Annotated in this window: 18 protein-coding genes; 11 read left to right on the forward strand and 7 right to left on the reverse strand. The window is 51.7% G+C overall.

From position 1 onward, the window contains the following. The first annotated feature begins 4 nt into the window (after positions 1–4). The 3 genes from ACPYIV_RS18010 (at position 5) to ACPYIV_RS18020 (ending at position 1,254) form a co-directional block, all read left to right on the forward strand. On the forward strand, positions 5–655 hold the full coding sequence (locus ACPYIV_RS18010; protein WP_425884400.1) for a DUF3164 family protein: 651 nt from the start codon (positions 5–7) through the stop codon (positions 653–655). Between the two features lie 3 nt (positions 656–658). Next, complete coding sequence (locus ACPYIV_RS18015; protein WP_425884402.1) at positions 659–874, forward strand: molecular chaperone DnaJ; 216 nt, start codon at positions 659–661, stop codon at positions 872–874. 110 nt (positions 875–984) lie between these two features. Beyond that, positions 985–1,254 carry a transposase gene (locus ACPYIV_RS18020; RefSeq protein ID WP_425884404.1) on the forward strand — a complete coding sequence of 90 codons (270 nt, stop codon included), beginning with the start codon at positions 985–987 and terminating at the stop codon, positions 1,252–1,254. Here the strand turns inward: ACPYIV_RS18020 and ACPYIV_RS18025 are convergent. Beyond that, on the reverse strand, positions 1,241–1,729 hold the full coding sequence (locus ACPYIV_RS18025) for a hypothetical protein (RefSeq protein WP_425884406.1): 489 nt from the start codon (positions 1,727–1,729) through the stop codon (positions 1,241–1,243). The two genes, ACPYIV_RS18020 and ACPYIV_RS18025, sit on opposite strands and share 14 nt — an antisense overlap. Positions 1,730–1,734: 5 nt before the next feature. Next, entirely contained in the window at positions 1,735–2,346 is a 612-nt protein-coding gene (locus ACPYIV_RS18030; protein ID WP_425884408.1) for a hypothetical protein, read from the reverse strand. Positions 2,347–2,374: 28 nt separating this feature from the next. On the opposite strand from ACPYIV_RS18030, the gene ACPYIV_RS18035 reads away from it, so the two are divergent. Then, positions 2,375–2,629 (forward strand): hypothetical protein, encoded by a 255-nt coding sequence (locus ACPYIV_RS18035; protein WP_425884410.1) that lies wholly within the window; start codon positions 2,375–2,377, stop codon positions 2,627–2,629. Here the strand turns inward: ACPYIV_RS18035 and ACPYIV_RS18040 are convergent. Genes ACPYIV_RS18040 through ACPYIV_RS18060 form a run of 5 tightly spaced genes read right to left on the reverse strand, consistent with a single transcriptional unit; the run spans position 2,612 to position 7,950 of the window. Further along, complete coding sequence (locus ACPYIV_RS18040) at positions 2,612–4,066, reverse strand: toxin glutamine deamidase domain-containing protein (RefSeq protein WP_425884412.1); 1,455 nt, start codon at positions 4,064–4,066, stop codon at positions 2,612–2,614. The two genes, ACPYIV_RS18035 and ACPYIV_RS18040, sit on opposite strands and share 18 nt — an antisense overlap. Continuing rightward, positions 4,060–5,481 (reverse strand): phage portal protein family protein, encoded by a 1,422-nt coding sequence (locus ACPYIV_RS18045; RefSeq protein ID WP_425884414.1) that lies wholly within the window; start codon positions 5,479–5,481, stop codon positions 4,060–4,062. Before ACPYIV_RS18045 ends, ACPYIV_RS18040 begins: the two co-directional genes overlap by 7 nt. Position 5,482: 1 nt before the next feature. After that, positions 5,483–5,908 (reverse strand): phage protein Gp36 family protein, encoded by a 426-nt coding sequence (locus ACPYIV_RS18050; RefSeq protein WP_425884416.1) that lies wholly within the window; start codon positions 5,906–5,908, stop codon positions 5,483–5,485. A gap of 20 nt (positions 5,909–5,928) precedes the next feature. Further along, positions 5,929–7,497 carry a hypothetical protein gene (locus ACPYIV_RS18055; RefSeq protein WP_425884418.1) on the reverse strand — a complete coding sequence of 523 codons (1,569 nt, stop codon included), beginning with the start codon at positions 7,495–7,497 and terminating at the stop codon, positions 5,929–5,931. Between the two features lie 6 nt (positions 7,498–7,503). Further along, the gene (locus ACPYIV_RS18060) at positions 7,504–7,950 is read right to left on the reverse strand and encodes a helix-turn-helix domain-containing protein (RefSeq protein ID WP_425884420.1); all 447 of its coding nucleotides are present in this window, start codon (positions 7,948–7,950) and stop codon (positions 7,504–7,506) included. Between the two features lie 204 nt (positions 7,951–8,154). Here ACPYIV_RS18060 and ACPYIV_RS18065 point away from each other — a divergent pair, with 204 nt between their 5' ends. Genes ACPYIV_RS18065 through ACPYIV_RS18095 form a run of 7 tightly spaced genes read left to right on the forward strand, consistent with a single transcriptional unit; the run spans position 8,155 to position 12,557 of the window. Beyond that, complete coding sequence (locus tag ACPYIV_RS18065) at positions 8,155–9,189, forward strand: head maturation protease, ClpP-related (protein ID WP_425884422.1); 1,035 nt, start codon at positions 8,155–8,157, stop codon at positions 9,187–9,189. Between the two features lie 12 nt (positions 9,190–9,201). After that, positions 9,202–10,437 (forward strand): hypothetical protein, encoded by a 1,236-nt coding sequence (locus tag ACPYIV_RS18070; RefSeq protein ID WP_425884424.1) that lies wholly within the window; start codon positions 9,202–9,204, stop codon positions 10,435–10,437. Then, positions 10,437–10,901, forward strand: coding sequence for an N-acetylmuramoyl-L-alanine amidase (locus ACPYIV_RS18075; protein WP_425884426.1), 465 nt, complete (start codon positions 10,437–10,439; stop codon positions 10,899–10,901). The genes ACPYIV_RS18070 and ACPYIV_RS18075 overlap by 1 nt, the downstream gene beginning before the upstream one ends. A gap of 15 nt (positions 10,902–10,916) precedes the next feature. Next, on the forward strand, positions 10,917–11,330 hold the full coding sequence (locus tag ACPYIV_RS18080) for a hypothetical protein (protein WP_425884428.1): 414 nt from the start codon (positions 10,917–10,919) through the stop codon (positions 11,328–11,330). Between the two features lie 24 nt (positions 11,331–11,354). Continuing rightward, the gene (locus ACPYIV_RS18085; RefSeq protein ID WP_425884430.1) at positions 11,355–11,780 is read left to right on the forward strand and encodes a hypothetical protein; all 426 of its coding nucleotides are present in this window, start codon (positions 11,355–11,357) and stop codon (positions 11,778–11,780) included. After that, complete coding sequence (locus ACPYIV_RS18090) at positions 11,731–12,069, forward strand: hypothetical protein (protein ID WP_425884432.1); 339 nt, start codon at positions 11,731–11,733, stop codon at positions 12,067–12,069. Before ACPYIV_RS18085 ends, ACPYIV_RS18090 begins: the two co-directional genes overlap by 50 nt. Continuing rightward, positions 12,066–12,557, forward strand: a complete 492-nt coding sequence (locus ACPYIV_RS18095; protein WP_425884434.1) for a hypothetical protein — start codon at positions 12,066–12,068, stop codon at positions 12,555–12,557. The genes ACPYIV_RS18090 and ACPYIV_RS18095 overlap by 4 nt, the downstream gene beginning before the upstream one ends. Position 12,558 lies beyond the last annotated feature (1 nt).

The raw sequence follows: 12,558 nt of genomic DNA on the forward strand, positions 1-12,558 counted from the left end.
AAGTATGGACAAACAGGAATTATTAAAAAGCATGAGCGCCGATGAGCGCCGCCAGTTGTTGCGTGAATTACAGCAGCAGGACAAAGAAGAGCGTGAGGCCCGCCGTGATGCCTACGAGAGCCTTCGCGCAGAGTTTATGCAGGATGTAAAAAACAAGTTATTACCGGTCGTGGAAGATGTCAAGGCTTTCCGGGATTGGATCGAGAAGGAAGCAGGCGCGTTCCGTGAGACGATGCGCGATTACGGCCGCCTTCGTCGTGAGGATCAGTCGAGTTTTACGATCGTGGACGGTGACATGAAAGTGGAAGTGAAAAGCAACAAGGTGAAGAGTTTCGACGAACGCGCCGATATGGCGGCTGAGCGTCTGGTGGATTACCTGAAGCGTTACGCCATGAGTCGCGAACTGGGTACGGACGATCCGATGTACCAGCTTGCCATGACGATGATCGAACGTAACCGTCAGGGTGACCTGGATTATAAGTCGGTCAGCAAACTGTACGAGTTGGAGGACCGTTTTGATGCCGAGTATACGGAGATTATGAATCTTTTCCGTGAGAGTAACGTGGTCTACAAGACTGCCGTGAACTATTATTTCCACCGCCGTGATGCCAATGGCGTATGGCGCCGTGTCGAACCTTCTTTTTGCCGTTTGTAAGGTATGGAAGTGAGGAAGGACATTGCGCCGCATGTGATGGCGTGTAAGAAGTGCGAAGGTAAGGGCCGTGTGTTTTTTCCCGACCGTAACGGTAACGTGGTAGCTTCAAAGTGTCCGGTCTGCGAAGGCAGCGGCCGCGTAAAGGTCCAGAGCCGGGTCGTAACCCGGATCGAGCCTTTTGTCCCCGGCAAAGACGATACGGAACTGCTTACGATGTGATTTTGTTCAATATGTGAACAGAAAAAGACGCTACCCGGTGATTCAGGTGGCGTCTTTTGTTTTATAAGAGTCCCCAAAAGAGTAAATTTGCCGTGAAATAACAACAGGCTATGGCAAAAGGAAGAGACAAGACACTTATAGAGCTGCGTGACGAGGATCTTTTGCGCCGGTATTATTACTGGACGGAAGTTCAGCGTCTTCGTTTTGACGATACGTTGCGAATTTTGTCCCGGAAGGAGTTTTACATTTCGGAAGCACGTATCATGGCGATTATCCGTCAGAAATGCGACATGCTGAAAGATATTACCGTAAAGCCTGTTCCGAAAGTAAAGAAGCCCCGTCTTACTGCCACTCAGCTCTCCCTTTTTAAGGATGACTGATCCTACGAAGGAAATCATTCGCTACCTTGCCCTGCATGGCCGACTCATCATGTACGGAGAACGAGAAAGCCGTTTCATAAACCTTAATATTTCCCGGCAGAGCATAATCCCGGCTTTTAACCCTCAGAAGCGGACTGGAGTTTCCGGTACACCGGAACTCCTGAAGCGTACGGTACAACTCGGTTGCCATTTCCTGACGTTCACGAACTTTTTCATACGTTCCGGAGGTGTAGTGCGTGTCGTCGTAGCAATCGATGGCCAGACGTACGACGATCATCGACTCGCTTTTCTGTGCCCCCATTCCGAGGTCTTTCCAATCGGAATCGGTATATCCTATGAGGACAGCAGGGAAAGTGACCGGGTAGGTGTCCATATCCTCGCGCCCTTCCAGTTGTCCGTAGTCCTCGTCGATCATCGACAATCCTGGCATAGCCTCTGCGATCCTTTCCATGATCGCGATAAAAATATCTCCCATAGCGATTATAAATTAAGAATGTTGTTAAGTTCGTTTTCTATTTTGTCCCGGATCTTCCCTGTGAGTTCCTCGCTTTCGCCCAGGAACTGACGCTGCGGCATCCGAATCTTGCTTTTCTTTGTCAGGGCGAACCGTTTCCAGAAATCCGCCTTCGGGTTTACAGGAGTAACGGCTTTAGCCTTCTTCGTGCGTTTCATCGGCCCTTTAACGGCTTTTCTTTCCTTGCCTGATGCCAGGTAGAACATTTTCCAAGCGTGGCCCCTCATGCGATTTGTGACGGGTATCGTGCCACCCCAGTTATGGATCGGAGCATATATGAGATCGTTGGATACCTTGACACGATAATCCGACGGTACGTATTTGGTGGAGTCAAAAAGATGGTTGTGCCCGGAAAGCAGCGTACTATAATTGTTTGCTGCTCCGGTACCGCCCATAAGAAGCCTTCGTGACTTCTGCCAGGGATGCAGTCCCCGGTTTACGAACCCGCCCCGTCGGAAGTTATCCTGGAAATGATCCTTCGCCATACGTCCGACCATTACGGGGAGCCTGCGTTTTTGGAGTTCGTCGATCTCTTTTTGTTTGCTTTTTATTATTAAAAGAAATTCTTTCGTATCCATATCATTTATGTTTAAAAAGTTATTACATTTGCGTCAAAGTTCAATCATTATGAATATTCCCCGGCAAGTATCGGTATTTGCGAACAAGAATGGCTTTAATTCCATTGTTCTGTCAGAGAGCTCCGAACAGGAAAGCATCTATTCCGTCGGTTGTATTGACGAGAATGGGTTCGAGCTACCTGTCGGTCTTCCTACCTTTGTTCTATTTGACGGACATGCCTGCCGCCTGATAGATGGAGAGGAAGGGCTTGCGCTTTCTTCTCGTTTATTTGGTAACGAATAGTCCCATGATTTTGGGATTTATGGGCTTATTGTCGATTCTAATCACTCCTACACGGTCGCTCTTCATATTTGGTATATAACTACCGGCATTGTCTTTCCCCGTTTGCGGATCAAAGAACCTTACTTTTCCTTCTATCCTTTCAGCGCAGAACACATGTGCTGATCCACCTTTCCATGCACAATATATTTCATAGATTCCGTCCTCCTTGAACTTTTCCGCGAAATATTCCTTTAGCCGGTTTGCATTCATTATCCGGTAGCCTTTTTTGACTTTCCATTTGAAAGTATAGTCGTAATCCGGTTTAGTTCCGTCCGGATTCAAAAATCGTTCCTCCCATGTGATACCTTGTTTGGCCATCTCATTAAATGCGCTTTGTTCGATATTCGGTTTTGCCTCGATATCAAATCCCCATCGTCTGAGCATGTGTGTTACAGTACAGGTCTGGCAATTTACCCGATATCCTACAGCTTCATTGAACCGGGGATTCTCTTTGCCTTTGTTTGCCTCTTCGTACGTCATCGGTTTGCCTTTGGTAATACCGAGAGCCTTTTCAAGTTGCAGGTTATTTTGGGCGATAGCCATCTTTTCCTCAAAGGTTAAGCGATCAGGCATTTCTGCAATCATTTCATTGATACGTTTCATCAAGGTATCTACGGCATCCTTTGCCCCCGGATGTGCTTCGGTGACATAAGGGTGCTTTTCCGAAAACAGTTTTCCGTCTTTTCCGGGATTATTCTCCAGTCCATTGTGGGCCTTATCCTGATCCGAAGTTTTGTATGATACGTCCGTTACCGGTTTATCTGTCGAGCGTAGTCCGCATTTACAGTTCCACCGGTCGCCGGGCCGGTGTTCATTCCAGAACGGATCGTCGATCGGGCGAATGGTTCCCCAGAAGACACGGTGGTCCTCTCCGGGATGAACGGAAGTGGAAGGTATCCATTCGAGATTCGGCAGCACGTCCTTCTCGCGCTCGAATTGTCTCCAGTCGGCAGCCCGGTGCGCCCTGATGACTGCCGTGTCATATTCGGTGCGCAGCCAGTCGAGCATTTGGTGGTCCGCAATGGGCATGACTTCTTCCACCCACTTTTCAAATGGCTTCAAATTGCCGTTTTTGTCGAGTAAAAGCCGCGCCATGTCATTTTGCGCCCGGTGTACCTTGAACGCGGCAAAAACGGCGTTGTTATGCTTTATCTCCCGGATAAAGTCCTGATCAGGATCATCCGCCGGACGCGCCCCGAACCCTTTGTCTGTCGCCATGTTCAATGTTTTCCATACGGCATCGAACATGTTCTCCTCGATGTCGGTCATCGGGTGGAACTTTTTACTGTAAATGTTTTTCAGGGCATCCCGGATCAAATCCCCCGAAAAGGTAAAGGAAGAGGCCACCTCCTTTTCCGGAGCGGAGGCCGCATTCCGGTAGAGCGTATTTATCACCATTCTAAAACCGCCCCGTCCTTCTGCGGGGCGCGTCCGAAAAAATCCCGGCGCCAGCTTTTAAGTGTTCTTTGCAGCCATCCGCGTAGCGAAACCTTGCCGCCTTTTTTCCCGGATTCTTCTTTTGGAGGTTCTCCGGCCTCTTTTGTCTCTTTCGCTTTTTCAGCATCGTTCTTCTCCGGTGTTTCAGCCTCTTTTGCCTTTGCTACCGCCGTGGCTACCTGTTTCATTTCTTCCTGCCGTTTTTTCAGTTCCTCATAGTTCTCCGGCTTTTCAATCCCGAACTCCTCGTACAGATAATCGTCGCTAACGGGGAGGCCAAACGTATTTTTAAGCTGTGCGATGATTTCCACTTTTGTCTTCGGTTCGATCACCTTTTGCTCGGGGAAACAGAACTCCCCGGCGAATGTATCGATCCCCATACGAAGGAATATGTCGGTCATATTATAGTTCAGCACTTCGAGAACATCGTGCCGGTCAGCCTGAGCCACCTTGTCTTCGATCTTTTCGTGTACGGTACCGAGCGCCTGTGTACCCTTGTCGGAGGCCTCGGTAGTAAGCGTATTACCGAGGAATAGTTTCGATATCTCGTTGTTGCACCTTTCACACAGCCTGTCATACAGGTCCGAGCTTCCGGTTTTGTTAGACGCTTCCCTTAGTTCCATCGATGTGTCGGAAGAATGTACAAAAACTGCCATGCTACCGGTTGAAGCTGCGTCTTCGAGTGCCCTCTGTCGCGCTTCTTCGTCATCCGTGGGATAGGTATATTCACGAATAGGCGCTCCGAAAACTTCGGCGAACTGCGCCCAGTCGGCCACGTCGCTCCGCTTGTATATTACCCAGATGGCGGCTTTTGCCAGCAGTCCGAGGTCATCGGGACTGCCAACGAAAAGCAAATCCGGGTATTCGTCCCAGGATGTACCGGTAGTATCGGTCTGGTGGCGCAGGATCAGCCGGCGTACCGGATCGGCATGCTTGCGTGGTATAAGGTCATAGTCGATCCATTCTCCCCGACGGTAGAACTGCATGAGTGAGAATCCCCAGACCTTGGCGTCGATGATGTCGGAGACAAGCCGGCGGAACCAGGGTGAGCGTATTTGTTCGTTCACCCTCTCGTCGGGCTTCCCGTCTCGCCGGAACTCGATCACGGAAGAGAGGACGGCATTCTTCCGCTTTTCGATGACACTCGTAAGATGCGGGTCCATCAATATGTCACTGTAAAGGTCATAAAGACGGAACCTTCTGGAATAATCCACGTTCTCAGCCCATCGTATGGCCTGCATATAATCGGCGATATCGATACCGAAACGTTTAGGCTGGGTAAGAACGATCGTCGCCGGTCCTTTCTGTCCGGGTCGTGGCAGGTTCCCGCTGACGGAGATCTTGCCTTTCCTTGTCTTGTAGGCTTTCTTTTTCATCTTACAAATGATTTACACGTTTTGGATTGCTTTTAAAAAGGAAATTAGCGTTCCTCCGTCTTGTTTCTTCCGGGAGCAACGGAGCCCCGTCGATGGATATTTCCTCGGCGGCCACGGCCTTCATCCATTCCCTGGCCGCGTCATAACGGTCCTTTCGGATGCCCTTAATAGCATTTGGGTTATGTATGGAGGAAATATGGTAGATAGCGACATCGAGCGCCATCATAAGGATCAGCTGGTGCCGTTTTTCGCCCTTGGCGGCGAATATGCGGTCGCAGTCGTACCGGCGGGAAAGGTAGCTTCTTATTTGTGCAACAGCCCTGTCCTCGCATATCTCGATGACGGTTTCGTCCTGCCTTACGAGCGAGTCGAGAATTTCCCGATGTATGCTCGCGTCATAATCTTCAAGCGTAATAAATTGGCTCATAAGAAAAGTATTTATAAAGTTTATATCCTGTATTTGTTTGTATGCCGCACGGATTTCCGTGAGACGATGGCGGGTTTCTCCGTTGCCCGCATCTTACGGTCGATAATACGGTTCCCTCCCTCGACCGAGTCGGGACCGTCGGCGGGATATGTAAGAGACAGGTTGAAGAGTTTGAACTGTTCGACCATTCGTTTCATGTGGGGATTATCCTTTTCCGCCTCGTTGAAAACGAGGTCCCCTTCCCGGTTGAGCGGTTCGAGGTTGGCTTCGATACGGGTGGCCTTGTCCGTTTTCTTTTCTTCATCCCCTTTGATGTAGAGCTCCACGCCCTGCTCGCGGCGCACCTTCCTGACCAACGGCTGGAACACCTGCTGGAAGAAGGGGTCTTGCAGCTTGTTGTTCTCCATGTAGCAGTACACGGGGCAGCGTCCGCCTACAAAATCCAGCAGTTGTACATACCACTGGATGAACTCCGCGTTCAATCCCCGGTCGAGAAATGTTTTAATGACGTATAATCGCCCGTTTATCTTGCCCAACAGACAGATCGTCTTTGTGGAGCTCTTTTTGCTTTTGTTCTCGCCCGGTGCGGGGTCGCCGTAGATGACGAGGAACTTGAATTTGGAGAGGGCGGGCACTTTCCCGTAGGCGATCTCCCGGAATATCTCCCCGTCGGCCACCGGGTTGTTGAAAAACTCTTTCTGCGCGGCGGACGCGCTGACCAAGGAGAGGAACAGGTCGATGTCTTCTTCCGAGTTCTTCTCTGGCCATGAGGACACGCCGTTCCTGTCACGGATGTTGATGACATCCACATGCCCGATACCCTTCGCCTTCAGTTCCTCCGCCTTTTCGATGGCACGTGTGATGCAGCAGTCCGCCGCGATGATGTTCCCGTTAAACAGTACCCTGTAATGGCCGGAGACAGACATGGTCGGTATCAGAGCTTCTTCCAGCCACTTCCATTTGGTCTTGATGCGTTCCGGGTTGCGGCATTCTTCGTCGGTGTCTATATCATCGATCAGGATACAGTCCGGACGGAAGTTCTTGTTACGCGTACCACGCGGCGACTGCCCGGCCCCGATGGCGCGAAAAGAACACCCCGACTGGCAGGTAAATTCTCCTGTTTCCCATGTGCCCAGCCTTTTCTGTGTGCCGTAGTCCTGTATGATACGTTGGTTTTCCTCCATGTTGGCCATGAAGGGCAGGAGTAGACGCTGGGCGTTGTCCTGCGAGTTGGAGATGAGCAACACATTGCGCACCCGGCGGGTCAGTGCCAGCTTGATGATTTCCATCATGGCCCGTGCCGACTTGGCCAGCTCGCGAGACCATGCCCTTACCTCGTACCACCGGTCATGTGCCATCATGCGCCGTGTCGCCTTTTTGTGGAAGGCGGCGGGTTCGCAGGTGTAATACTGTGCAAAGTAGTAGCGAAACCAGGCCTCGTCATCCGCCTCCAGCCGTTTTTTGCGGGCCTCAATCTCGGCAGTGGAATCTGCCGGGTTGATGTCGGAATTTTCCCGGATGGATGCCACCAGGTCATTCCAGCCGTCGAGAGCGACCCTGTCACGCGAGTTGAGTCTTTTCTTTGCCATAACCTCTCAAGATAGCTTTGATTTAACGAAAGCATCGAGCAGAGGGGCGATCTCCTTCGCCCTGGCAGGATCGAAAACGCGCAGCCATTTAAGAAGCCCGGAGAATACGGAGATAACATCCGCCAGTCCGATCTCGGTTTCCATGTTCCGGATGGAAGCCGACAGTTTTGCGATAATATCTGCTTCCTGCGAGGTTGGGAAACGCTCTCCCTGGGCTTTTTGTGCGATGGCATCGTTCAGGGCAGCCATCTGCCGATACAAGCTTTTAAGTTGTTCTTCGCGTGTCATGGTAATGGAAGCCTTCAGCTGCTCCCAGTTTTCCTTGTTAATCCAACCGTTTACGGTGGGTCGCGATACTCCGACACGTTCGGCGATTTCCGCCTGGGTGAGATTCTCTTTGGTGTAGAGCATCTTGGCCCAGTCTTTTTTCTGTTTGTTGGTCAGTTCCGTCATATTTTGTGCCTCTGTTTTAGCGGCAAAAATGGCATATAAAAGAGGGTGAAAAAAATTGTGTCCGCATGATACCGTTTTATGGCGGCATGATGCGGCCATAAAGTTGTATGATAAAATCCCGATTTTGCAAAGCGGCGGAAATCAACCTATTTCGCAACCAAAACCGGTCCCGGGAGCCTTTCCCGGAACCTCAAAAAAACGGACATGAGCAAATTTTTCAACATGATAAAAAAGGACGGCGTTTGCAGCATCCTGCTTTACGGCGATATCGGCGAAAGGGATGCCGTACGCAGTGGCGATATCACCCGTGAGCTGATGGAAGCAGAGCAGGCCGGCGGGAAGATCGACGTCCGTATCAACAGTGACGGCGGCGACGTTTATACCGGCATCGCGATCTTTAACGCCCTTCGCAGCAGCAAGGCCGACATTACGATCTGGGTGGACGGCATCGCGGCCAGCATGGCCTCGGTGATCGCCCTTTGCGGGCGCAAGGTATTGATGAGCCGTTACGCCCGGCTGATGTTGCATAGCGTGATGGGCGGTTGCTATGGCAATAAGGACGAGATGCGCCGCTGCATTGAAGAGATCGAATCGCTGGAAGGGACACTGGCCGAGATGTATGCCGAAAAGACTGGAAGGACGGCGGAAGAGATCCGTGCGGCCTATTTCGACGGCGAGGACCATTGGCTCCGTGCCGAGGAAGCGCTTGCCCTTGGATTTATCGACGGCATTTATGATGCGGACCCCGTTCCGGAAGAGAGTACCCCGGAAGAGGCCTACAAAATATTTACTAACCGGCTCACGAAGCCACAAAACAAGACGAACATGAATTTAGACGAACTGAGGAAACGTCCCCGCTTCAAGAATTGCGTAACGGACGAGGACCTGATGCGCGAGATCGCCAGCCTGGAAACGGACGCGGCGAAGGTACCCGGGCTCGAAAAGGAACTCCAGGAGACGCAGGGAGAACTAAAGACCTTCCGTGACAAGGCGGCAGCCGACGACGAGGCGGCGAAAGAAAAGCTGCTGGATGATGCCGAGGGTGACGGCCGTATCGATGCCGAGAGCCGCCCGATCTACAAGAACCTCCTGGACAAGGACCGTGAAAACGGCGAAAAGGCGCTCCAGCGCCTCAGACCCAAACGCCGGGTAATGACCGATATCCGCCGTGATCCGGACACGGAAAGTCCGTGGAACCGGCGCATGCGTGAGATCAAAGAAGGTTTGAACCGTAAATAACCCCTGAGATATATGGCAATAGTAGTAAAGAACACGAATTACAACGGCGAGGTACTGGAGAAGCTCCTGGTACTTGCCTCCACAGGGAACGACCTGGTCGAAAAGGGCCTTATCATGGTCATCCCCGGCGTGGAAAAGAAAATCAGCCTGCCGCGTATCAAGACCGGCAAGATGTTGCAGAAACGCAAAGAGAATCCCCTTTTGGAAGATTCGAAAGGTAATTTCAACTATTCGGAGAAATCGCTGGATCCGGAGGACTTCATGGCCTTTACGGTCTTCAACCCGCGTACCTTCGAGTATGTTTGGCGCAAATGGCAGCCCAAAGGCAACCTGGTGTTCGCCGAACTTCCGCCTGAAGTGCAGAACGCACTCCTGGAAGAACTGATTAAGAGCGTGAAGTTCGAATTGGGCAGCCATTACATCAACGGCGAGTTCGGAGATGATGACGAACATTTGTTCAACGGTATCTTAACGCAGGCCGCAAAGGATACTGATCTTATCGTGGCAAGTTCCGATGAGCCCTCCATGCTGGGGAAACTGAAAGCCGTCCGCAAGGCTATCCCAAAAGCCCTGCGCGAGAACCCGAATCTGCGTATTCTGATGAGCATCGACGACTTCGACCGCTACGATGACGAGCTAACCGATCGCGAATACAAGAATGCCTCAGAAACGGACATCAACAAGAAACGCTACAAGGGTATCACGATCGAGACGCTGAACTCCTGGCCCGACGGTCTTATCGTTGCGACAATCTGCTCGATGGGCGTGGACGGTAACCTGTTTGCGGCCGTGAACCTCCAGGACGACGAGGACGTGATCCAGATCGACAAGTGGTCGGCAGCGAGCGAACTGTATTTCTTCAAGCTCCTGATGAAAGCCGATACGAACATTGCCTTCGGCGAGGAGTTCGTCGTGCTGGACAGCCGAAAAAATCCGGTATTTAAACCTGTTGAAAAGATCTTGACGGCAGACGTTACCGAGTTGTCATTCAAAGCGGCCGGTGAAAGCAAGGATATCGTAATTACCGCGTCGGGTGATTACAGCGTGGTACAAATCACGGCAGGTTTTACGGCGGTCGGAACGGAGGATGGTCTGAAGGTAACGGCTGAAACCAATACTACCGGTGCAGAAAAGGCAGGCACGATTCTCGTAGCACTCGATGCGGACAAGACAAAGACGCTGGAGATCGACCTTACGCAGGCGGCCAGTGACGGGGTAGACGAGGAAGAGGAAGGAGGCGGCGCATAATGGCGGCCCTGAAGTATCTTGTCATCCACTGCACAGCGACACCTGAGGGACGTGAAGTCTCTTCCGATGATATCCGCCACTGGCATACGGCTCCCATGAAGGAAGGCGGTCGCGGTTGGAAGCAGGTCGGTTATACGGACCTCTTCCATTTGAACGGCGGCGTGGAACGCATGGTGGAGAACAACGAGGACGCGCATGTGGATCCGTGGGAAGTGACAAACGGAGCCGCCGGTTACAACAGCGTAAGCCGCCACATTGTATATGTCGGTGGAGTGGACCGGGATGGCAAGACCCCGAAAGACACCCGTACCCCCTGGCAACGGAAATCCCTGGAGCGTTACGTGAAGGACTTCCACCGGCGTTTCCCTTCGGTCCGGATTGTCGGGCATAATCAGCTGGCGGCCAAAGCCTGCCCCAGCTTCGATGTACAAAAATGGCTTAAAGAAATTGGTATTAACCAGTAAAACAACAAAAACAACATGAAACAGAAATTTATCCTGTCCCTTCTTGGGATGATGTTATCGTTTATGGTAAGCCTTCCGGTATTGGCGCTGACAGCACCGGAAGTCGCAGTGGAAACCACCGGGGATTACGATGCCGTATTCCTTTCCCTCTCCGCGATCGTGGCCGTGATCCCTCTTATAGTGGAAATCGTAAAAGGCTTTTTCCCCAGCATGGAAGGGATCGTGACACAGATCGTTTCCTGGGTGGTCGGCGTCGGCATCTGCCTGTTCGGTTGGTGGCAACATTTGGGATTCCTGGATGGAATCGAGTGGTATATCGCACTCCTATACGGGCTCGGTAGTGGCCTTGCGGCGAACGGTATCGCGGATACGGGACTTATCGAATGGGTTATCGGCCTTTTCCGCCGTAAGAGTAAAGCTAAAGTGTAACAGACAGGTAAAACGGGCCAAACCATGATGAGCGGAGACTGGGCGGAAATATTCCAACTGCTTGTAACGAGCGGCCTTTTGGGCGGCGGTGTGGGATGGCTCGTAAACCGTACTCTGCGCAAGGCCCGTACGGCCAAAGAGGTGCATGACACGTATAAGGCCATGTATGAGGACATGCGCGGTACGCTAATAGAACTGAGGAATGACAATGAAAAGTTATACTCCCGCATCGGTCTTTTGGAGAACGTCGTCCATCGTGCGCCTACTTGCCGCCATTGGTCTTCTTGCCCTCTGCGTCCAGAGTTGTCACGTACGAAAAAGTACAAGGGGGATGCGGATGGGAACCACCCTTACGGCGGACAGCCTCGCATCCGTAATCCGGGGTATGATGACGGTACCGGTGGAGAAAGAGGAAGTGACGCTGACGATCCCGACGGCGAGCCTCCTTGACCTTCCCCCTTCGTCCTCATTCCATAAGAGGAACGGACGGGCCGATGTGGAAGTAAAACGTGAAGGCGACTCGATTATCGTACTGGCTTCATGTGACAGTCTCCAGCGTCTCGTCTTATGGTACGAGGCAGAACTGGCACGTGTGAAGAACGAAAACCAGAAGACGGAAGAAACCCTTCTTAGGGAGGTCAAACAAGGAGTAAACCCCGTTAAAACGGGGATCATATCATTTATCGTCGGCTTTGCGGCCGGCATAGTAGTAACTATCATAAAAAGACGAAAACAATGAACGAAAATTTCATTTATGGCATAGCGGTCGTGAAGTTTGACGACTTCATAATCGGCTGGATCGAGAAAGGATCGTGGGATTGGGGCGGCACGAAACCTGAAAGCGTGGACATAGAGGCCGAACAGGTTCCGGACGCGCCGGTACTGACGCTGCTCCAGAAGAACGGCCAGATAGCGCCGACGTTCAATTTGATCCAACTTAACTATAAGAATATCCATGCTGTCATGGGTGGCACGCTGGAAGGCGGCGAAGATGCCCCGACGGGCTGGAACGCTCCGACGGAACTGGTGCAGAAGTCCGGCAAATGGACAGTCGATTTTGTTTCGGGCCAGCAGTTGATCATCCCGAACGGGACGATCGCGGCCAACCTGGGTGGGAAACTGACCCTGACCGAGGTATCGAAGATCGAATGTCAGCTGAAGGTGAACAAGCCTGTGGACGGCTCTTCTCCGTACAGAATCATCAATCCGGCCGGAGAGGGCGAATAAC

It is taken from the genome of Parabacteroides vesiculifaciens (assembly GCF_049860805.1).
In the GTDB taxonomy this organism is placed as follows: Bacteria; Bacteroidota; Bacteroidia; order Bacteroidales; family Tannerellaceae; genus Parabacteroides.